The sequence below is a fragment of the Vallitalea sp. genome (assembly GCF_025211055.1).
Classification (GTDB): Bacteria; Bacillota; Clostridia; order Lachnospirales; family Vallitaleaceae; genus Vallitalea.
Genome location: NZ_JAOARO010000038.1, coordinates 1 through 20,474 on the forward strand (window position 1 = coordinate 1; position 20,474 = coordinate 20,474).

The window sequence follows — 20,474 nt, forward strand, 5'->3', positions numbered from 1 at the left end:
AAACGCAATAAAGTATGCGAATACCAGAAAAGGCTACTGGCAAGTAGCCGGTAGCCAAATACTGAATTGCTCTATTACTGATAACCGCTTGAGAAAGCAGGGATATCAATTCTTTTCAGATTACTACAAACTTGTCAGAGCGTAAACTTAGGAGGCGCCGTATACGAGACCCGTACGTACGGTGCCGTGGAAGGTCGGAAAAGTTATTTAACTTTTCCTCCTATCCGATTAAGCACTACAGTATTATACATAAAATGATACTTTAACGCATAATTAAACCTTTAACAACTTTTTTGATATATGGATAATACAAAGTTTTATTAAAAATTTTAAATTTATAAAAAAAATAAATTATATGCAAATTATATAATTTTAAATGCTAATATGATATAATTGTTTTATCGAGCTCGATTAATAGTTAAAATATAAAATAAAGGAGAAAGAAATGAAGAAAAAACTAAAAAGAGTATTATGTCTTTTACTTACATGCACTATTATAATTAGTTATAATACAGCGAATGTATCAGCTAAGGAGTTATCTAATAAAAAAAATTTTGAATTTGTAGATAATTCAGGGGAACTTATTAGAATAGAATTATATGAAGAGGGAAATAAAATAATTGGTAAACAGTATAAAAATAATATTTTAATGGTAGAAGAAGAAGCTTATAAAAATAGTAATATTATTAAAATAAAACAAGACGGTAAAATATCTTATAAGGATTGCTCAGCAAATATATATAATATACCAGCATTTTCTGCTAATAATATAAAAAGTCAAGGAAACTATATCGATACGCTTACATATCAAGTATCAGACCATCGAATTGATTTATATTTAGAAAAAGGTCCTATGAGAGAAACTATATACAATGTACAAAACGAACTAGGAAATATTATAGATATTGCTATGATACTTGCAGGTGCAGTAGCAATTCCTCTTGTTATTATTAATGCTTATATTAGTGTACTTATTTATAATTCACTAATTTTTGTTGTTGGTGGTGCAATAAAGAGCTGGAAAGGAATCAAGTCTCTTAATGTTGATGCTGTTCGTTATACATGGTATAGCTATGATGCGGATGATCATAGTACCTGTGAAACTCAATGGAACGATGTTTACACAATAAAGGAATCAACAAGTACACTTATAGGTCAAGTATATGGTACTACTGAAGATGACATCTATGAACAAGAATTTAAAGCAACATGCTATATGCTTTTATGGCCATGTGATTTTGATAATCCTGCCAATATTTATTAATATTCATATAATTGAAAAGTGATATAGGAGAATAATATGGAGTGGAAATATATAATTTTAACAATTGGTAGTATTTATTTAATTATTGATGGAATTTTAATTTTTACAGAAAAAAAAGCTAAAAATATAAATAAACATTTAATACCACGACGTTTTGAGATAAAAAACGAAAAAAAGTTTATTAGATATATAGGATTTGTAATTAACTGTATGGGAATTATATTTTTATTGATATCTATTGCTTTTATATTTAAAAATGATTCATTGATATACTTGGGTATATTTTTATTTATTACTGCTCCTATTATTTTTTTATTAGTGAGTATAAAATTTGTTCGTATTAAATAATGAAAGTATCGTATAAGAGTTAAGACAATTTTAGTTTTAACTCTTTATTTATGCTATTTTTAGAACAAAAAATATATTAATAGAGTAGGGGGAGTAGAAAGTATTGTTAAAGAATATATATTATAACTGATTATTACCAAATATAACCAACTACAGATCAGAAGGCCGAGAGTTCGAATCCTTCTGCGCACGTCACAGAAACTCTGGGTTTGCAATTAAGTGCTTGCCGAGGGTTTTTATTTGATTTTTTACGAATTATCTGATAAGATATATATATAAGACATATTAGTATTGGGGGGAACGTGTATGAAAAAAACATGTTATGAAAATACTAGCAGATGGCTTAATGATAACAAAAAAGAATACGGATTTTGGGCAATACTTACAATTATATTAGTTTCACTATTATTACTTTTTTAAGTCTACCTATTTGGTAGACTTTTTTTGTACTAATATAAAAAATAGGGGTAGGTCTGTTGTATATTCAGATGTACCTGATTATGCATTGATGATAGGTGTACCAGCTAGACAAAAAGGTTGGGTATTTGAATGTGGTGAACAGTTGGAAGAGAATTTAATATGTAAGAAATGTCAAAGATTTTATAAAATAATAAACGATGGTATCAAGCAGGTAAAACAATATGATACAAATGAATGATTTAGCTTTGCAGTATAAAAGATTAAAATCAGACATTTTACATTTAAATCAACATCTAGTAATAACTTTGGTAGGGGCTACACCTGTGTTTGTAGTAGACTTATTTTTATTACCATGTGATTATGAAAGCATAGGAAAGAAGAAAGTATAAAAACAACTATCTATTACCAAAAACCTTTACATCTCCAAGAAGTATATAAAAACCTAAGTTATGAAATAGATGTTTTTTATAGCTGAATATATAAGTAAAAGAATTTTCAGCCTTCCAATGTACCCATATTTAGCAGTAGAGAAATTACAATATATAATTGATACTCTAAAAACTATGAAAGAGCATAATAAAAAACAGGATAAAAGAGAAAAACCCTCTTATCCATAAACATGTCCGATTTAAATATAAAATTATTAATATCTACCAAAACCACAGCAGCATCTTCTTCTACAGCCACAACAACCACAACCGCAACATAAACTACAGCAATTAGAACAACAGCAACCATAACCGCCGTAACCATAGCCGCCATAACCATAGCCACCATAACCATAACCGCCGTAACCGTATCCACCATAACCTCTACAACAACAGCCATAACCATATCCAAACATAATAACACTCCTTTCATATGATTTCCTAGTTTATATTATTCGCTAATCAACAAAATTGTGACAAGCTACTTAATAATTGTTTATAGTAATAGTAGTAATAAAACCATATGAAATAGAAGTATCAGAGGTATGTCTAGTAACATTATGCAAATAGTATTAATATAATAAATTATAGCTTGTATAAAAAAGAGGTGTTATATGAAAATTGGATTTCCAGTAGAGCCAGAAGGAAAAGGCGGAACCAGAACCTGGGTAAAAGCTTTTAGCAATTACTGTGTATCTAAAGGACATCAAGTATATTTTACTAAAGACGAAGAAGTTGATGTTTTTATAACCTTAGCTTTCTATACCACACCTGAAGAATTAAAGAGAATGAAGCAAAGAAATACTAAGATTTTATATAGGATGGATGGTATTTACTATAATTATCTAATAGACAATAGAACTACCATTAGATTAAATGGTCTAATAGCTGATTCTATGAAATTAGCAGACCGAATTATATATCAAAGTGATTTTTCTAAAAATATGGCCAGTCAATTATTTAATGGACAAGAATTACCAGGGGTTATAATCTATAATGGAGCGGATACAAATGTATTCAAAGAAAAGGGTAAGATACTTCCAAAACCAAAAGATAAGAAAATAATACTATCAATAGCCTATTGGGGACCAGAACTAATGGCAGAGTATAGTATTAGAAATATAATAAACATAGCAAAAGAATTATCTGATAGAAAAGATATTGAATTCTGGGTTCTTGGAGAGGCTTATCCATTCGTAGAAGAAAGAATAAAGAAAGCAGGTCTTGACAATATTACAAGATATAATCTAAGAACACCAATTCCAAGAGGAAGAATGCCGGATTATATACGTACTTCGGATATAATATTACACACTAGACCAAACGATGCTTGTTCCAATTTGATTATTGAAGCAATGAATGTTGGTAAGCCCATAGTAGGTCTTGACTTAGGCAGTACGCCAGAGCTTTTAGGAGATGCTGGTTTACGAGGGGAATGTGAACCATCCTTTGAACATTTTCCAATAATTAATATTGAAAGTATGGCTAGCCAGTTATTAAAAACATTTGATAACTATGAGTATTATAAAGAGAAAATAAAGGAAAGAAGTAAAAGATTTACTCTTGAACAAATGTGTAAAAAATATTTTATAGAAATAAATAATCTAGTTAATAATTAGGATGTGATAGGGTGAATATTAAATTTTTCTTATCAGATAATGATTTAGCTCCTACAACTGTTTCAGGAAAATTGTTTGCTAATGCGTTAATAAACCGTGGTTATGATATTGAAATAGTACAAAAATCTAATAGAAAAATAGATATACTGAATAGACTAAGTTGTGACATGATCATATTTCAAAAAACTTTTGATAAAGGACATAGCTATAACGAAGTACAACACTTAAAAGGAAAAGTCCATCTAGTATATATAGATGACGATTTTTTAGGAATGAATGACAAGAATCATATAAATACATTAAATATAGCAGACCTTATTCTTGTAGGAAACAAACAACATGAGGAATTAATGCATAAATATACTAAAACACCAGTAGAGACTATTACTTCAATACATGATTTTGACAATTATAATTATATACCTTTGGAAAAAAGAAAAAATAATCCATTAATAATTAGTTGGCAACAAAGCTTAGCTGATGTTTATATATCTGATTTATTAAGTATAAAATATCCCTTAATCAAGCTTCATGAAGAATATGGAATCAGGTTACAACTATATGGATGGCATGAAGGAAAACACTATGGGAAACCAGATAACCGTAGATTCGTTAGTAATTATTTTCCTTTTGCTGAATTTATTTCTTTTATGCCATATGATAGTTATATTAGGCATATTGTCCCTAAAATAGCTATGACAGATATATTTATTGTTCCTTACTTAGATATACCTGATAGATATGGCAAAGCTGGATTCGGATTAAAAAGAATTATGATGTTAGGCGTACCAGTTATTGTTTCTGATATAGGTATTCATAAGGAAATAATTCAAGATGGAGTAAATGGATATATTGCAACAACAACAGATGAATGGTATCAGAAACTTAAACAACTAATTACTCAACCAGATTTGAGAAAAGATTTTTCACTTACTTCTAAGAATTTAATGGATACTAAATATAGTTATGATAATTGTGTTAATATATTTATAGATGCAATTAAAAAATATATACCTAAATTTTAAATGATTAATATAGTTATGTTCTTTACCATTATTACTTTAGATGTTAAGATTGCCTAAGGAAATTCTTTTTAGTTAATTTTTATACTGTAACGTTTCTAAATTAATTGTAATAAAATAAAATAAGACAACTTGTATATAAAAGAGGTGAGACATGAAGGGTATTATATTAGCAGGAGGATCTGGTACAAGACTATATCCTTTAACAAAAGCAGTATCAAAGCAAATGTTACCAATCTATGATAAACCAATGATATATTATCCACTTGCCATATTGATGCAATCAAATATTAGAGATATACTTATTATTTCTACCCCAAGAGATATAGGTAGTTATGAAGAACTATTGGGAGATGGTTCAAGATTTGGAATTTCATTATCCTTTAAAATTCAAACAAAGCCCAAAGGTATAGCTGATGCTTTTATTGTAGGTAAGCAATTCATAGGTAATAGTTCAGTTGCTTTAATACTTGGAGATAATGTTTTTTATGGGGAAAAATTGAATAGTATTTTACAAAAGGTTGTTAAGAGAAAAAAAGGAGCAACTATTTTTGGTTATGGTGTAAAAGATCCAACTCATTATGGTGTAGTAGAATTTGATAATAAATCCAATGCAGTTTCTATTGAGGAAAAACCTAAAAATCCAAAGTCTAATTTCGCTGTACCAGGATTATATTTTTACGATAATAATGTAATCTCTGTAGCTGAAAATATTGAACCATCCAATAGAAATGAACTGGAGATAACAGATGTTAATAGGGTATATATGGATCAAAATAAACTAAAAGTTGAAATACTTGAAGAAGGCATATCATGGTTCGATACTGGGACTTATCAAGGGCTTCTTAATGCAGCTAACTTCGTTGAGACTATACAAAAAGAGCAAAGAATATATATAGCTTGTATAGAAGAAATAGCATATAAAAAAGGATATATCAATAAACATCAATTACAAAAATTAGCTGAATCAATGATTAAGACTGAGTATGGACAGTACTTAAAAAATATATTAGAAAGGTAAAAATTAATGGGGAAGTTTAATTTTATTAAAACTACTATAAAAGATCTGTATGTAATAGAGCCAAAAGTATTTCAAGATAACCGTGGGTATTTCATGGAAAGTTATAATAGTAAAGATTTTATAGAAGCAGGTGTTAACGCAGTATTCGTACAATCTAATGAATCGGTTTCTAAAAAAGGAGTTATTAGAGGTTTGCATTATCAATATAAATGTCCTCAAGGAAAATTGGTAAGGGTTGTTATGGGAGAAGTTTTCGATGTAGCAGTTGACTTAAGAGTAAACAGTAATACCTATGGAAAATCTTATGGTGTAATTCTATCAAGTGATAATAATAAACAGTTTTACATACCTGAAGGTTTTGCACATGGTTTTCTAGTTTTATCAGATTATGCTAAATTCATATATAAATGTACTAACTACTACAATAAACAATATGAAGCTGGAATTATGTGGAATGATTCTACAATAAATATCAATTGGCCAATAGATAGGGTTGATAATATATTACTATCAGATAAAGATACTATTTGGCCGAGATTTGGATATAATAAAAAAATCATATGATTAGAGGTGAAATAATAAATGAAAACAATTTTGGTTACAGGTGGAGCAGGATTCATTGGCTGCAACTTCATTAGATATATTATAAATAAATATGATGATTATAGAATAATTAATCTTGATGCATTAACTTATGCTGGTAACTTAGATAATTTGGTAAAGATGAAAGATAATCCTAACTATCTCTTTGTTAAAGGAGATATATCAGATATAGAAGCAGTAAATAGAGTTATGGGAAAAGGTGTAGATTATATTATTAATTTTGCTGCAGAAAGCCATGTTGATAGAAGTATTGATAATAGTAATGCATTTATTAAAACAAATGTGATGGGAACACAGGTTTTATTAGATGCAGCTAAAAGATATAAGATAAAAAAATATATTCAAATTTCTACAGATGAAGTTTACGGTTCATTAGGAGAAACTGGTTATTTTACAGAAAAGACACCTATATCACCTAATAATCCATATTCTGCAAGTAAGGCTAGTGCAGACTTGTTGGTTAGAGCATATTATGAGACATATAAACTGCCTATCAACATTACAAGATGTTCCAATAATTATGGTGCTTATCAATATCCTGAAAAATTAATACCATTAATGATAAGTAGGGCATGTGATAACAAGAAACTTCCAGTTTATGGAAATGGGTTGAATATTCGTGATTGGATTCATGTAAAGGATCATTGTTCTGCAATAGATAGAGTGCTTCATCTTGGAAAAATAGGGGAAGTCTATAACATTGGTGCTAATAATGAAAGAAATAATCTTCTTATAGTAAGAAAAATAATAGATTTCCTAGATAAGGACGAATCATTAATAGAGTTTGTGGATGATAGATTAGGACATGATATAAGGTATGCTATAGATGCAACTAAGATAAGAGAGGAATTAGGTTGGATACCAAGCTATAAATTTGAAGAGGGAATTGAAGAAACGATTAAATGGTATGTGAATAATCAAGAGTGGTGGAGAAAAATAATGAAATAGAGGTTTTGAAGTGAATACAATTTATTCAAAAAAGGGATAGATTATTAGTAATAATGTTATCCCTAGAGATATTTTCTTCTTTATTTTAATAAATTACTTATCTTCAATATAACTGATGTAATTATTCAAGTTTTGGTAAAAAGGGATATATGTTTGTTTACAGCGTTTATTAACTGTTGAATAATTAATTCATGATTATAGTTTGTTTCTATTAGTTTTCTAGATTTTATTGCAAAACTTTCTCTCAAATCTTTGCTTTTAACTAAAGATTCTAGATTAACATACCACTGTTCATTTGTAGTTGCAAGGAAACCATTTTCACCATTTTTTATTAAAGTTCTATGATGTTCTGTATTTGAGGCTACAATGGGTAGTCCTAATAACATTATTCTTTTTAATCCAAAACTACTTTTGCCCCATCTGCCTTTATGATTAATATATGGCATAATAAAAATATCAGATTGGGATAAATTAGGTACTATATCTGTTAAATACTTGGTTAATGGTTGATACTCTATGAATTTAGCGAAAGGCATTACTTCACGTATTTCATGTCTTTGATCAGGATGATTTTTTCCCATATACCATCCATATAGATGAAGTTCGGTATTATAACGTTCATGAATTTCGCATAATGGTTTAGCAATCATAAGCAGATCTTGTATGTAGGCATCAGCACAAGCTTGTTGCCAACTGATAACTAAAGGGTTATTTGATTTTTGTGTAATTGGTACATAATTATAATTTTCAAAATCAACTATATTAGAAACTATTTCAATAGGTACATTAGTATATTCTTTTAATGCTCTTTTATGTTGTGAGGTACATACTATAATAAGGTCAGTTATTTTTAATGTTTCTAATTTATCTATTTTATACATATCTTGAAAGTCATTATCAATATGAATTAGTTTCACCTTACCTTTAAGGTGTTCTATGTATTTTTTTGTATGTGCTGGACATTGAATAGTTTTTTGAAAAAATATTGCATCACAGTCAGGATTTTTAAGTATTGTATACTTAGTAGATAAATCTAAAACGGGTTCTATATCATATCCTAAATCTGTTAAAGCTTTTACAAATAGCAAATTTGCATAGGTTGTGGTTGGGTTTCCACTAGGGATAATAAAAAAATATGACTTCATGGGATTCACTCCAATTTTATAATATCTTTGAAACTATTAAAAATTCTTCTAATGCTTCTTCCCAAGAACGAGTTTTATAATTAAATACATGCTTAAGCATATAATTTTTAAGTACTGAATAACTAGGTCTTTTAGCAGGTTTATTTAATTGTTCTGAATCTATGGGGAATACTTTAGTTTTATTATTAGTTAATTGAAGTATCTTATTAGTAAAATCGTACCAACTACATTCACCTTCATTGGATACATGATAAATTCCGTAATTATCAGTTTTAATAAGCATAGCAATTACTTTTATTAAATCAACAGTATATGTTGGGGTTCCTATTTGGTCATTAACTACATTCAAGGTATCATTTTTTTTAGATAATTTTAGCATTGTTTTAACAAAATTATTACCATGTTGCCCATATAACCAAGAAGTTCTTAATATATAATGTTTTGGACATAGTGACTTAATGAAATTTTCTCCTAATAATTTTGAACTTCCATAAATGTTTAGAGGATTTGCTTTATCTGATTCAATATAAGGTTGACTTTTTTTTCCATCAAAAACATAGTCTGTAGAAAAATGAACTAAACAGTAATCATATTTTTTTGAAAGTATAGCTAGATTATGGCATCCATATGCATTTATGTTATACGCTAAGTTAATATTTTCTTCACACCCATCTACATTGGTATAAGCAGCACAGTTAATAATTACTTGAGGTTTAACATTAGAAATAACATTTTGTACATCTTTAAGTTTTGTAATATCTAATTCATCTTTTTTTAAACCAATTATTTTATGAAAAGGTGATAATAATTTTGCTGCATCATATCCTAATTGCCCATTGACACCTGTTATAAGAATATTAATAGAAGTCACCTCGTATTATTAGGTTTATATATAAATATATGTATTTTTATTTTAAAAAAGAATTATTATATTAATTTTTATATTTATATATTACATGTAATTGTAAGCTTGTGTAACATATTTGATAATATATAATAATATGAATTAAGATTATTATATCTATAAATATGATTGTAATAATATATGTACCGATTTTGGAGGGGGATGTTATATGAAATTGGTATTTGTGTATTCTAATAAAGATGATCCATGTACAAGGAAATACTGTTATGAACTATCAAAGGGATTACAAAAATATGTAGAATCGTCAGTAGCTTTGTTTTATAAAGAGTTAAATGAAGAAATAGTATTGAATAATGATATTATTATATTCCAACGTATAGGTGCTAATGGAATAATAATTTCTAAAGAAGATAAAAGAAATATCTTTATGTTAATAGACAAATATTATAATACTAAAAAATTTGTTTATATGATAGATGATTTAGTAATAGAAGATCAATATGGATTACCAAAGGAACTTATGAAAAGATGCCATGCATTGATATGTCATAATAAACTAATGAGTCAACAAATTAATAAATATAATAAGAATATTTATGTATTACGTACTTATGTAGATATGGATGTAATAAAAAATGTTGAGAAAAAAAATTTAGATGAAGAATTTTATGTTTCATGGGTAAGTACAGGAGCTATAGGTAGAAAGTTAATATTTGACATAATTAATAGAATTAGTAAAGAAAATTCAAATATAAGATTTATTACCATGAGCGGTTCTTCATTTTTAAGTGGAGTAGAAAATGTTATTAGTTATAGATATGTTCCTTTTAAAAATATGATCAGTTTTCTGAAGGGAACACATATATTATTAAATCCAGTACCAACTCATGATAATTATTTTAAAGAGAAAATAGAAAAAAGAAGTCAAAAGACAATAGAAGAATTCCTAAATTGTAAAACAGAGATTAAATATGCATTAGCAGGAGCTACACGAAATGCAATTATATCTAGTAAGACAGCACCTTTTTTATATACAATTAAAAATAAGCAAAATGGATTATTAGTTAACGATACTGTAGAAGAGTGGGTTGCTGCAATTAATAGGCTATATAAAGATGATGAATTAAGAGAAAAAATAATAGAAAACACTTATAAAGATGTCTTGAAATATTATACTTTAGATTATGCATCATTAAAGGCATTAGAGATATTTAATAGAATATTAATGAATAATTCTAATTAACACATAAAAATAAACCTTCATATATTGATAAGAAGGTTTATTTTTATGTGTTAATGCTAAATGTTTTAGATATTTTAATGGTTTATTCTATATAAATTTTCTAAAATGGCCAAGTACTTACTACATTGCTCTTCTTCTGAAAATAATTTGGAACGGTTAAGCATTTTATTTCTATAACTAGAAGCCATATTTAATGTTGCTAAAACTTTTTCAACTAAGTCTTCAATATTTACTTTAGGAAATTTCCTTATATCACTAGTACAATCTGCTAAAAGAGCAGCATCTCCTAATAGTTCAGGTAAACTACCGGAATTTAATCCTACAAGAGGTGTACCAATGTTCATAGTTTCTATAACTGCATTTGAGCAACCTTCATGGGCCTTGAGATGGAGAAATAAATCTGCTGTTTTTATTAAACATGGCATTAGCTTATAGTCAATAGGCTTTGATAAGTCTAATCTAGTGATATTAGGTAAATGGGCTTTTTTAATATAATCCTCAACTTCTTTGGGAGCAAGCCCTAATACCCAAAATTCTATTTCACTATGACTTTGAAGTTTTTTTGCAGTTTGTATTACTAATTTAATACATTCTAAAGAAGTATTTAGAGCACCCCAATAAGCACTACATAAAATAATTTTTTTATCTAAAGGTCTAGCAATAGGTTTAACATTTGGAGAAAAAATAGTGGAGTTAGTACTATTATAAATAATATCTCCATCAGGTTCTTTTTCATCATAAAGACTTCTAAAAAGTACTGTTTTACAAAACGTACTTTGATATACAAGATAATCAGCACAAGAAATTAATTGTTTGAAATGCTCATTACCATCACTAATTATTTTTTTATCATCATAATTATAATCTAAAAAAATTGAACCTAATCTGTGCAATATTTTTATATTATGTTTTCTTAAATATTTCAATTCTTCAGGTTGGTTATAATTAGCTACAGAGCAAAATACATCTATATTATTTTTATAGTTAAATCTTACTTGATGTCCTTGTGAGACACAATAATTACTGAATGTTTTAATCCAAGATATAGCACCACCTTTACCAACTGGGATTCTTGAAAAACCAATATTCATATTATAATCACCTAAGTCATATTTTTATAATTCTAATCCATTATATTTTTGATAATTAAAAGAAGTGCATATAATTAAAAAATAATATTTGGAACGTTTTAAATTCAAGAAAAATATAATATAGTAACACTTAGATTGCAAACTAATATATTTATGACTGATTTTATTGAGGTGAAATGATATGTCAATACAATTATTTGTCCCGACCTTTAGGGTGGAAGAATGCCTTAAAGAGATAAAAGAATGTCTGGAAAAAGGTTGGACAGGGTTAGGATATAAAACTATGGAATTCGAAAAAAAATGGAAAGAGTATACTAATCTCCCTAATGCTCATTTTATAAATTCTGCTACAGTTGGACTTCATCTAGCAGTAAAAATATTTAAGAGTGAGTGTAAATGGGAAGATGGTGATGAGATTATTTCTACTCCATTGACATTTATATCTTCTAACCATGCTATTGCTTATGAAAATATGAAAGTAGTATTTGCTGATGTAGATAAATATCTATGTCTAGACCCTGTGGACGTAAGAAAAAAAATAACCAATAAAACAAAAGCTATTATGTATGTAGGGTTAGGTGGAAATACAGGACAGTATAAAGAGATAGTAAAAATATGTAAAGAGTACAATTTAAAATTAATCTTAGATGCGGCACATATGAGTGGTACAAGATTATATGGTGAGATTGTAGGTAAAGAAGCAGATGCTGTCATTTATTCTTTTCAAGCAGTTAAAAATCTACCCACTGCTGATTCTGGCATGATATGTTTTAAAGAAAAAAAATATGATGTACTCGCAAGAAAATTATCATGGTTAGGTATTAATAAAGATACTTATACTCGTTCAATTAATAAGGAAACCTATAAATGGAGATACGACGTAGATTATTTAGGGTATAAATATCATGGTAATTCAATAATGGCAAGTATTGCATTAGTTCAACTAGGATATTTGGACATGGATAATGCTTATAGAAGACAGATTGCATCATGGTATGATGAATCCTTCAAATACCATAAAAATCTAATTAGGCCAATACCTGTAGCAAAAGGATGTGAATGTTCTAGACATTTGTATATCATAGAAGTAAATAATAGAGATGAATTAATAATAGCACTAAACCTTAATAAGATATATCCAGGAGTACATTATAGAGATAACACTGAGTATAGTATGTATTCTTATGGAAAGGGTACTTGTCCAAATGCTCATAGATTAAGTTCAAGGATTCTATCTCTTCCAATGCATATGAGATTAACCAAGAAAGATGTCAATGAAATCTCATCCAAGGTAATAAAATTGGCTAGTAGTGTTAAGGAGGACTAGATATTGAAACATGAATATGTTGTTAATGAAGATAATATTAGTTTGCGGCCAATTAATATAGATGACCTTCAATCAGTTGTTTTATGGAGAAATAAGAGTTTTGTAAGAAAATGGTTTATAAATGATAATTTAATAGAATTAGAAAAACAGAAGAATTGGTTTAGTAGATACCTAAATACTCCTAATGATTATATATTTATTATAGACGAAGATAAAGAATTTAAACAAGCTATTGGTATGGTAGCATTATACAATATTGAAGATGATGAAGCAGAATTTGGAAGATTTTTTATAGGAGTAGACAAGGCTAGAGGTAAAGGTTTAGGTACAAAGGTTGTAAAGATGGTATGCCAATTTGCTATACAAAAGTTAAAGATACAAAAGGTTTATTTAGAAGTACTTGAGCATAATATAGCAGCCAAGAGTGTTTATGAGAAATGTGGTTTTAGGTTCTGCTATAAATACGAAGCTAATAACAAGAGTTTATTGAGAATGGAGTTTTTAAAAATGGATACAGAAAACATTTCAGTAATTGGATTAGGTTATGTTGGTCTGCCTTTGGCAGTTACATTTGCTGAGAGAGGTAAAAAAGTAATTGGATTTGATGTCAACAATAATAAGGTTGAATTATACAAACAAGGTAAAGACCCTACTAATGAAATAGGTGAAGATAGATTAAAGTGTTTGAAAAATTTAGAATTTACTTCAAACCAAAAAAAACTGAAGCAATCAAGATTTCATATAATAGCAGTTCCCACACCAATTACTCCGGATAAAGTTCCTAATCTAGCACCAGTTATTAGTGCAACAAAGATAGTAGGAGATAATCTTATAAGAGGTTCTATTATTGTATTTGAATCAACAGTATATCCTGGAGTTACAGAAGATATTTGTGTACCTATATTAGAAGAACATTCAGGGTTAATATATAAAAAAGATTTTTGGGTGGGGTATTCACCAGAAAGAATTAATCCAGGAGATAAGATACATACAGTAGATAAAATAAAGAAAGTTGTTTCAGGCTGTGATGAAAAAACACTAGATATTATAGCAGAAAAGTATTCAGTAATCACAGATGCAGGGGTTTTTAGAGCTTCATCAATAAAAGTTGCAGAAGCTGCAAAGGTCATTGAAAACTCACAAAGAGACATTAATATAGCATTTATAAATGAGATTGCAATAATATTTGATAAAATGGGGATTGATACTAGAGAAGTACTAGAAGCAGCTAATACCAAATGGAATTTTCTTAACTTTACTCCTGGACTTGTTGGAGGACATTGTATTGGAATAGATCCTTATTATTTAACATACAAAGCTCAACAACTAGATTATAGACCAGAAGTTATTTTATCTGGAAGAAGAATAAATGATAATATGGGCAAAATAATTGTTGACAAAATGATAAAAAAATTAATTGAGAATAATCAAAAAGTGAAAGACGCCAGAGTATTAGTTATGGGATTGACATTTAAAGAAGACGTACCAGACTTAAGAAATTCCAAGGTAAAAGATATAATTGATGGATTATTAAAATATGATGTTAATGTTATAATAACAGATCCAGTAGCTGATAATGACCAAGTCTATAAAGATTATAATATTAATCAAACGGATTTAGAAAATGTGAAAGATATTGATGCGATTATTGTATGTGTAGCTCATAGGTATTATAAAGAGATTAATATAGAAGACTTAAGAAAATACTATAACACCAATATTTCATATCCTGTTTTGATTGATGTAAAAGGAATATATGATAAGAAAAAGGCAAATAGAATCTTTAATTATTGGAGATTGTAAAAAAGAGATGTGGGATGTGTTCTTATGAAAAAAACTAATGTGTTAGCTTTTTGCTTCAAAACAATACCATCTGCTATTATAGGAATAATTAAACCTTTACAACTATTACAGAAACAACAATTACTCAATTTTGTTTATAAAGAGAGCAGACAAGTTACTAATGAGGATATTTCCATAGCAGATGTAATAATATGTATTAGAGGAGCAGAACAATTAGATATTAATATAATTACCTTAGGCAAAAATAAGGGTAAATACTTAATCTATTTCTTAGATGATGATTTGCTTAATATTGGTGGTTTATCTAGGTCCTATAATAAAGCATATTTTGAACGAAAGGATATAAAGGATAATATAAAATCAATAATGGATACATGCCACTGTTTATGGACTACAAACAAGAATATCGCAGAGAAATATAAAGACTCGTTTGAAAAAGTAAGTCTAACCAATGCTCCTGCATTATTACTAGAAAATGATAAACCTAAAATTATGCAATCTAATAACCCCAGTGGAACTATAACAATTGGTTTTGCAGGGGGAACAGATCATAAAACGTATTTTAACCAAATATTGTATAAGCCATTTCAATCAATAATTAATAAATATAGTCATAAGATTAAGATTGAGATAGTTGGATTCAAGAATTATTCTATGAGGAATATTCCAATAACTGTTTTTCCATACAGAGAGAATTATGAACAATATATTTCTTTTATGCTTTCTAGAAAATGGGATATGGCTGTTGCACCATTAAACAACACTGAATTTCATTCCTGTAAATACTTTAATAAATTCTTAGAATATAGCTCAATAGGAGCTACAGGAATCTATTCCAATGTAGAACCATTTACATATATTGTTAAAAATAAAGAAAATGGATTGTTGGTTGATAATACCATCAATGAATGGACAAATGGTTTGATGTATTTAATTGATAATGTGGAAAAAAGATTAGATATAAGCAGTAATGCATATGAATTCGTAAAAGAGAACTTTGATATTAATAAAGTAGCAGATGAGATATGTTCAAGCATACCTCAATTAGTTAACTATGAAGATAATAATAATTAATGGTAATGGGGATAAAAAAATGAATGATAAAAAAGTAGCATTTATTATATGTGTTAATAATGATGATTTGTATCAGAAGGCTGTAGAATATATTAATAATCTATTAGTTCCTTATGGTTTTGTTATAGAAATTGTGGATATAAGAAATCAAAGAAGCATGACAAGTGGATATAATAAAGGAATGATGAGTACAGATGCAAAATACAAGATTTATCTTCATCAAGATGTATTTATAACTAATAAGAATTTTATAGGTGATATATTAGAGGTTTTTAATAAAAATGCAGAGATAGGTCTAATAGGTGTTATAGGAGCAAAATATATTCCAACTGATGGAATCTGGTGGAAGTCTAATAAAAAAATAGGTAAAGTATATGATAGTCATAGAGGGAAGATAGGATTATTGGATTTTCAGGGTAATAGTAAAACTGATGAATTAGTAGGTGGGGTAGATGGTCTAATAATGATAACTCAATACGATATACCCTGGAGAGATGATATTTTCACTGGTTGGCATTTCTATGATATATCTCAATGTTTGGAATTTATAAGAAAAGGTTATAAAATAGCTGTTCCATATCAAGAAGAACCGTGGTGCATTCATGATTGTGGCATTGTTAATCTGTATAATTATGATAGATATAGATTAATTTTATTGAATGAGTATAAGAATGAATTAAAGTAATGAAAGGATTGTATATATGCCTTATTATAGTTTTATAATATTATGTCATAACAACAATGAACTTACTAAACAAGCTATTGAGACACTAATAAATTCTTTAGAAATTACTTTTATTGACAGAGGTATAGAGATAATAGTTGTTGATAATGGATCTATAGACTCAACTGAGTTAGTAGTAAAAAATATTATATCATCTAATACAAAGCAGAAAATTGAAATAATCTACATAAGATTAATAGAAAATAGGGGGTATCCAGTGGGAATAAATATTGGGTTATCTCATTGTAGAGGAGAAATTATAGGTGTACTGAATAATGATTTGATTTTTCCAGTTAATTGGTTTAATGGGTTAGTGGAAGTATTAGAAAATAATCAAATAATAGGAGTGGCCGCACCATATTTATCATATGCATATGGTATACAAGGAACTGATGTAAGATTTAATTCTATAGATGAAATAAATGTTTTTTCCAAAGAATTTATTAGTAAGAATAAAGGAAATATAACCTATATAACGAGGGTTATAGGAGCATGCATGATTATCAAAAGGCAGGTTTTACAGGAAGTCGGAGGCAATGATTTTTTCTTCGGAATCGGACATTTTGATGATGATGATTGGTGTTTAAGGATAAGAATAGCTGGATATAAGATTGCAGTAGTAGGTAGCTCATTTGTATATCATATAGGCAGTAAAACTTTTAAAACAATAAAAGAAGATATAAATCATTTTGTTTCTATTAATAGAAGTAAATTCTACAGAAAATGGAAATTATCTAAGGATAGAAATATAAATAGTGTTTACATAGACAGAGAAGAGTATATTAAGAAAAATCCTTATGTTAGAGATAGAGATTATATACCTAGTAGTTATACCAGATATCAGATTTGTGATAATAGCAATTTGGATAAAAAAGGTAATAAAATATTGTTTATTGCCGATTGGGAGAACGAATATTCTAAGTGGAAAGAAAAACTGGAAAAAACAATCAATAATCATGAGTATAATAGAATTTATTTATGGATTCCAAGTAATTATTATAACTTTCATAATGTAGTGAGTTCTATTAAAATGAATACTTTACGTAAATTTAATTCAGATAATATAAATAATGTTATATATATTAACGAAAATATTAGGCATAGGGATATTTTAGGGTTTATCAATGAATTTGATGATATTGTACAGATTGAAGAAGATTTTGTTAACAAGTATATAGTGTATCTAGCAAATAAATTAAGAAAAAAAATATATTTATAAACAACCCCTTTTAACCAACTTAACAATGTTTTCATATATTGAACTAAGGAGGTGAAAAGATTTGAGTAAGACACACGACGTTCATCCATGTTCTAATAAATATAAATATTGTAATGATGCTGATAAAGAAACTTGTATAGATTATTTGTCATATTGTTGCAACGATAATATTTTATTTCAATGTAAGAAAGAAAAGGATAAGGATGGCTGTATTGTTTGTACCCCAGTTAAATTATGTATAAAAGGTTCACTAAGAAAAGAAGGACCACCAGGGCCAATGGGACTACGAGGTCCAAAAGGATTAAGAGGACCAATGGGTCCAACAGGAGAAAGGGGTGCAACAGGAGAAAGAGGCCCAAAAGGTAAAAAAGGTAAAAAAGGCTCAACAGGATCACCAGGGCCAATGGGGGCAATGGGACCAACAGGACCACCAGGGCCAAGGGGAGCAATGGGACCAAAAGGATCATCAGGGGCAATGGGACCAACAGGGGCAACAGGACCAATAGGACCAATAGGACCAATAGGACCAATAGGACCAATAGGACCAATAGGACCAATAGGACCAACAGGGGACACTGGACCACCAGGAGCAGGTTTATGTGAATGTTGTGTTGAGCCATGGGATAAATTTATTGATAATCTAATAGATTTAGGTATCTTGACAGTTGATTTTTCTACAACAACTCAGCAACAGCGAATAAACCAAAGCCCATTAACACATGTAGTTAATCATATTACAGTAATAGGAGACTTCATTGTTCCTATATGTCAATTAGTAGGATTAAGATACACTATAGATACACGAGTTAATACTGAAGAAGAATTATTAGAAGGATTAACAATACCAACAACGCCAATCCTTGGAGAGTGTGAATACTGTGAAGCTCCATTAAGAGAGGTATTAATTGAATTAGGATCTAGTACTGTTAACATAAATACACTCGGTGATGATAACTTTGATAATATTCAAAACCTTACAATAGTAGGTGTTGGTCTTGGTATAGTATTAGTAAGGCCACCTAGCTCAGGTAGTTTCCAAGATTATTATGCACTTACTATATATAAAATAGCTGATGTTAAAAGAGCTTAATATGTATAAAAGGGTGTTGTACATTCTTTTATTTTTAGTTATTTATTTGTAGTCGTCGCTAAATAAATTAATATGCATATAATAATTATGAAAGATATTTTTTGGAGGAATAAAGTGTACACAATAAGTTTATGCATGATAGTTAAGAATGAAGAGGATGTTTTAGGTAATTGCCTTTCATCAGTTGGGAATCTAGTGGATGAGATTATTATAGTTGATACTGGTTCTACAGATAAAACAAAGGAAATTGCAAAAAAATTCAAAGCTAAAATTTATGATTTCAAGTGGATAAATGATTTTGCTGCAGCAAGAAATTATAGTTTTGCAAAAGCGACAAGTGATTATATATTGTGGTTAGATGCAGATGATGTTTTGTTGGAAGAAGATAGAAAGAAATTCAAAAAGTTAAAGCGTAGCATTGATAAGAAAATAGACGCCTATTCAATGTTTTATAACTATGCATTTGATGATATGGGAAATGTTATTCTAAGATTTAGAAGGAATAGAATGGTTAAAAGAAAAAGAAAATATAAATGGCATGGATTCGTTCATGAATATATTGATGTAAAAGGAAAAGTTTCTAATACAGATATCTGTATAACTCACAAGAGAGTTCATAATGCTGGACCAAGAAATATTAATATATATAAACAGAAAATAAAAGAGGGATATAGATTAAATCCTAGAGAGAAATATTATTATGGAAAAGAACTATTTGATAACAAAATGTATGAAGAGGGGATAAAGGTATTTGACGAATACTTAGAGGATAATAAGGGATGGAAAGAGGATAACATTGTTGCTTGTGAGAAAATAGCTGATTATTATTTTAATATAAAAGAATATGATGAAGGTAGAAGATATTGCTTCAAGACCTTTGAATATGATTTACCACGTGGAGAAGCCTGTTGTAGATTAGGATTATCATACTTGAACCAAAATGAAATAGAAAAAGCTGCCTTTTGGTATGAACTTGCAACGAAATTAGAAAAGCCATCAAGTGATTGGGGTTATATTAATGAAAATACTTATACTTGGCTACCACATTTACAATTATGTGTCTGCTATTATAAATTAGGAGATACCGATAAGTCATATGAACATAATAAAATTGCTTCAAGATATAATAGTAATAATGAGAGCATAAAATATAATGAAAAGTTTTTCAGAGAACTGGGATATAAATAATTAGAAATTCTACTATCTAGTATTTCATTTAG

Annotated in this window: 21 protein-coding genes; 17 read left to right on the top strand and 4 right to left on the bottom strand. The window is 28.4% G+C overall.

Going from position 1 to position 20,474, the window contains the following annotated elements; translation table 11 throughout:
* The first annotated feature begins 445 nt into the window (after positions 1–445).
* The 4 genes from N4A55_RS05045 (at position 446) to N4A55_RS05060 (ending at position 2,421) form a co-directional block, all read left to right on the top strand.
* Positions 446–1,264: a hypothetical protein gene (locus N4A55_RS05045; protein WP_293754416.1), complete on the top strand. Its 819-nt coding sequence runs from the start codon at positions 446–448 to the stop codon at positions 1,262–1,264.
* A 36-nt stretch (positions 1,265–1,300) separates the two neighbouring features.
* Positions 1,301–1,612 (top strand): hypothetical protein, encoded by a 312-nt coding sequence (locus tag N4A55_RS05050; RefSeq protein WP_293754417.1) that lies wholly within the window; start codon positions 1,301–1,303, stop codon positions 1,610–1,612.
* Between the two features lie 430 nt (positions 1,613–2,042).
* Entirely contained in the window at positions 2,043–2,270 is a 228-nt protein-coding gene (locus N4A55_RS05055; protein WP_293754418.1) for a hypothetical protein, read from the top strand.
* Entirely contained in the window at positions 2,254–2,421 is a 168-nt protein-coding gene (locus N4A55_RS05060) for a hypothetical protein (protein ID WP_293754419.1), read from the top strand. Before N4A55_RS05055 ends, N4A55_RS05060 begins: the two co-directional genes overlap by 17 nt.
* A gap of 172 nt (positions 2,422–2,593) precedes the next feature.
* Here N4A55_RS05060 and N4A55_RS05065 read toward each other — a convergent pair whose 3' ends face one another.
* On the bottom strand, positions 2,594–2,893 hold the full coding sequence (locus N4A55_RS05065; RefSeq protein WP_293754420.1) for a hypothetical protein: 300 nt from the start codon (positions 2,891–2,893) through the stop codon (positions 2,594–2,596).
* Positions 2,894–3,074: 181 nt separating this feature from the next.
* Here N4A55_RS05065 and N4A55_RS05070 point away from each other — a divergent pair, with 181 nt between their 5' ends.
* The 5 genes from N4A55_RS05070 to rfbB all read left to right on the top strand — a co-directional run bounded on the left by N4A55_RS05070 (position 3,075) and on the right by rfbB (position 7,673).
* A complete protein-coding gene (locus N4A55_RS05070) occupies positions 3,075–4,079 on the top strand; it encodes a glycosyltransferase family 4 protein (protein ID WP_293754421.1) in 1,005 nt (334 codons plus the stop codon).
* A gap of 11 nt (positions 4,080–4,090) precedes the next feature.
* Complete coding sequence (locus N4A55_RS05075; protein ID WP_293754422.1) at positions 4,091–5,104, top strand: glycosyltransferase; 1,014 nt, start codon at positions 4,091–4,093, stop codon at positions 5,102–5,104.
* A gap of 151 nt (positions 5,105–5,255) precedes the next feature.
* The gene (gene rfbA, locus N4A55_RS05080) at positions 5,256–6,122 is read left to right on the top strand and encodes a glucose-1-phosphate thymidylyltransferase RfbA (protein ID WP_293754423.1); all 867 of its coding nucleotides are present in this window, start codon (positions 5,256–5,258) and stop codon (positions 6,120–6,122) included.
* Positions 6,123–6,128: 6 nt separating this feature from the next.
* Complete coding sequence (gene rfbC, locus N4A55_RS05085; protein ID WP_293754424.1) at positions 6,129–6,686, top strand: dTDP-4-dehydrorhamnose 3,5-epimerase; 558 nt, start codon at positions 6,129–6,131, stop codon at positions 6,684–6,686.
* Between the two features lie 18 nt (positions 6,687–6,704).
* Positions 6,705–7,673, top strand: a complete 969-nt coding sequence (gene rfbB / locus N4A55_RS05090) for a dTDP-glucose 4,6-dehydratase (protein WP_293754425.1) — start codon at positions 6,705–6,707, stop codon at positions 7,671–7,673.
* A 125-nt stretch (positions 7,674–7,798) separates the two neighbouring features.
* Here rfbB and N4A55_RS05095 read toward each other — a convergent pair whose 3' ends face one another.
* Positions 7,799–8,818, bottom strand: coding sequence for a glycosyltransferase (locus N4A55_RS05095; protein ID WP_293754426.1), 1,020 nt, complete (start codon positions 8,816–8,818; stop codon positions 7,799–7,801).
* A 16-nt stretch (positions 8,819–8,834) separates the two neighbouring features.
* Positions 8,835–9,689 (bottom strand): dTDP-4-dehydrorhamnose reductase, encoded by an 855-nt coding sequence (gene rfbD / locus N4A55_RS05100; RefSeq protein WP_293754427.1) that lies wholly within the window; start codon positions 9,687–9,689, stop codon positions 8,835–8,837.
* A gap of 202 nt (positions 9,690–9,891) precedes the next feature.
* Here rfbD and N4A55_RS05105 point away from each other — a divergent pair, with 202 nt between their 5' ends.
* Entirely contained in the window at positions 9,892–10,926 is a 1,035-nt protein-coding gene (locus N4A55_RS05105; RefSeq protein WP_293754428.1) for a glycosyltransferase, read from the top strand.
* 74 nt (positions 10,927–11,000) lie between these two features.
* Here N4A55_RS05105 and N4A55_RS05110 read toward each other — a convergent pair whose 3' ends face one another.
* The gene (locus N4A55_RS05110; RefSeq protein ID WP_293754429.1) at positions 11,001–12,017 is read right to left on the bottom strand and encodes a glycosyltransferase; all 1,017 of its coding nucleotides are present in this window, start codon (positions 12,015–12,017) and stop codon (positions 11,001–11,003) included.
* A gap of 181 nt (positions 12,018–12,198) precedes the next feature.
* Between N4A55_RS05110 and N4A55_RS05115 the strand changes: the two genes are divergently transcribed.
* The 7 genes from N4A55_RS05115 (at position 12,199) to N4A55_RS05150 (ending at position 20,442) form a co-directional block, all read left to right on the top strand.
* On the top strand, positions 12,199–13,344 hold the full coding sequence (locus N4A55_RS05115) for a DegT/DnrJ/EryC1/StrS family aminotransferase (RefSeq protein WP_293754430.1): 1,146 nt from the start codon (positions 12,199–12,201) through the stop codon (positions 13,342–13,344).
* Between the two features lie 3 nt (positions 13,345–13,347).
* The gene (locus N4A55_RS05125) at positions 13,348–15,147 is read left to right on the top strand and encodes a nucleotide sugar dehydrogenase (protein ID WP_330666319.1); all 1,800 of its coding nucleotides are present in this window, start codon (positions 13,348–13,350) and stop codon (positions 15,145–15,147) included.
* A 24-nt stretch (positions 15,148–15,171) separates the two neighbouring features.
* Positions 15,172–16,221 carry a glycosyltransferase gene (locus N4A55_RS05130; protein WP_293754431.1) on the top strand — a complete coding sequence of 350 codons (1,050 nt, stop codon included), beginning with the start codon at positions 15,172–15,174 and terminating at the stop codon, positions 16,219–16,221.
* 19 nt (positions 16,222–16,240) lie between these two features.
* Positions 16,241–16,906, top strand: a complete 666-nt coding sequence (locus N4A55_RS05135) for a glycosyltransferase family protein (protein ID WP_293754432.1) — start codon at positions 16,241–16,243, stop codon at positions 16,904–16,906.
* A gap of 16 nt (positions 16,907–16,922) precedes the next feature.
* Positions 16,923–18,164 carry a glycosyltransferase family 2 protein gene (locus tag N4A55_RS05140; protein ID WP_293754433.1) on the top strand — a complete coding sequence of 414 codons (1,242 nt, stop codon included), beginning with the start codon at positions 16,923–16,925 and terminating at the stop codon, positions 18,162–18,164.
* Between the two features lie 61 nt (positions 18,165–18,225).
* On the top strand, positions 18,226–19,254 hold the full coding sequence (locus N4A55_RS05145; RefSeq protein ID WP_293754434.1) for a hypothetical protein: 1,029 nt from the start codon (positions 18,226–18,228) through the stop codon (positions 19,252–19,254).
* 114 nt (positions 19,255–19,368) lie between these two features.
* A complete protein-coding gene (locus tag N4A55_RS05150) occupies positions 19,369–20,442 on the top strand; it encodes a glycosyltransferase (RefSeq protein ID WP_293754435.1) in 1,074 nt (357 codons plus the stop codon).
* Positions 20,443–20,474: the final 32 nt, after the last annotated feature.

Coding starts and splice junctions, on each gene's coding strand:
- N4A55_RS05140 (WP_293754433.1), top strand. CDS start 16,923: ATGCCTTATTATAGTTTTATAATATTATGTCATAACAACAATGAACTT.
- N4A55_RS05060 (WP_293754419.1), top strand. CDS start 2,254: ATGATACAAATGAATGATTTAGCTTTGCAGTATAAAAGATTAAAATCA.
- N4A55_RS05095 (WP_293754426.1), bottom strand. CDS start 8,818: ATGAAGTCATATTTTTTTATTATCCCTAGTGGAAACCCAACCACAACC.
- N4A55_RS05070 (WP_293754421.1), top strand. CDS start 3,075: ATGAAAATTGGATTTCCAGTAGAGCCAGAAGGAAAAGGCGGAACCAGA.
- N4A55_RS05105 (WP_293754428.1), top strand. CDS start 9,892: ATGAAATTGGTATTTGTGTATTCTAATAAAGATGATCCATGTACAAGG.
- rfbA (WP_293754423.1), top strand. CDS start 5,256: ATGAAGGGTATTATATTAGCAGGAGGATCTGGTACAAGACTATATCCT.
- N4A55_RS05110 (WP_293754429.1), bottom strand. CDS start 12,017: ATGAATATTGGTTTTTCAAGAATCCCAGTTGGTAAAGGTGGTGCTATA.
- N4A55_RS05130 (WP_293754431.1), top strand. CDS start 15,172: ATGAAAAAAACTAATGTGTTAGCTTTTTGCTTCAAAACAATACCATCT.
- rfbB (WP_293754425.1), top strand. CDS start 6,705: ATGAAAACAATTTTGGTTACAGGTGGAGCAGGATTCATTGGCTGCAAC.
- N4A55_RS05045 (WP_293754416.1), top strand. CDS start 446: ATGAAGAAAAAACTAAAAAGAGTATTATGTCTTTTACTTACATGCACT.
- N4A55_RS05050 (WP_293754417.1), top strand. CDS start 1,301: ATGGAGTGGAAATATATAATTTTAACAATTGGTAGTATTTATTTAATT.
- N4A55_RS05115 (WP_293754430.1), top strand. CDS start 12,199: ATGTCAATACAATTATTTGTCCCGACCTTTAGGGTGGAAGAATGCCTT.
- N4A55_RS05065 (WP_293754420.1), bottom strand. CDS start 2,893: ATGAAAGGAGTGTTATTATGTTTGGATATGGTTATGGCTGTTGTTGTA.
- rfbC (WP_293754424.1), top strand. CDS start 6,129: ATGGGGAAGTTTAATTTTATTAAAACTACTATAAAAGATCTGTATGTA.
- N4A55_RS05135 (WP_293754432.1), top strand. CDS start 16,241: ATGAATGATAAAAAAGTAGCATTTATTATATGTGTTAATAATGATGAT.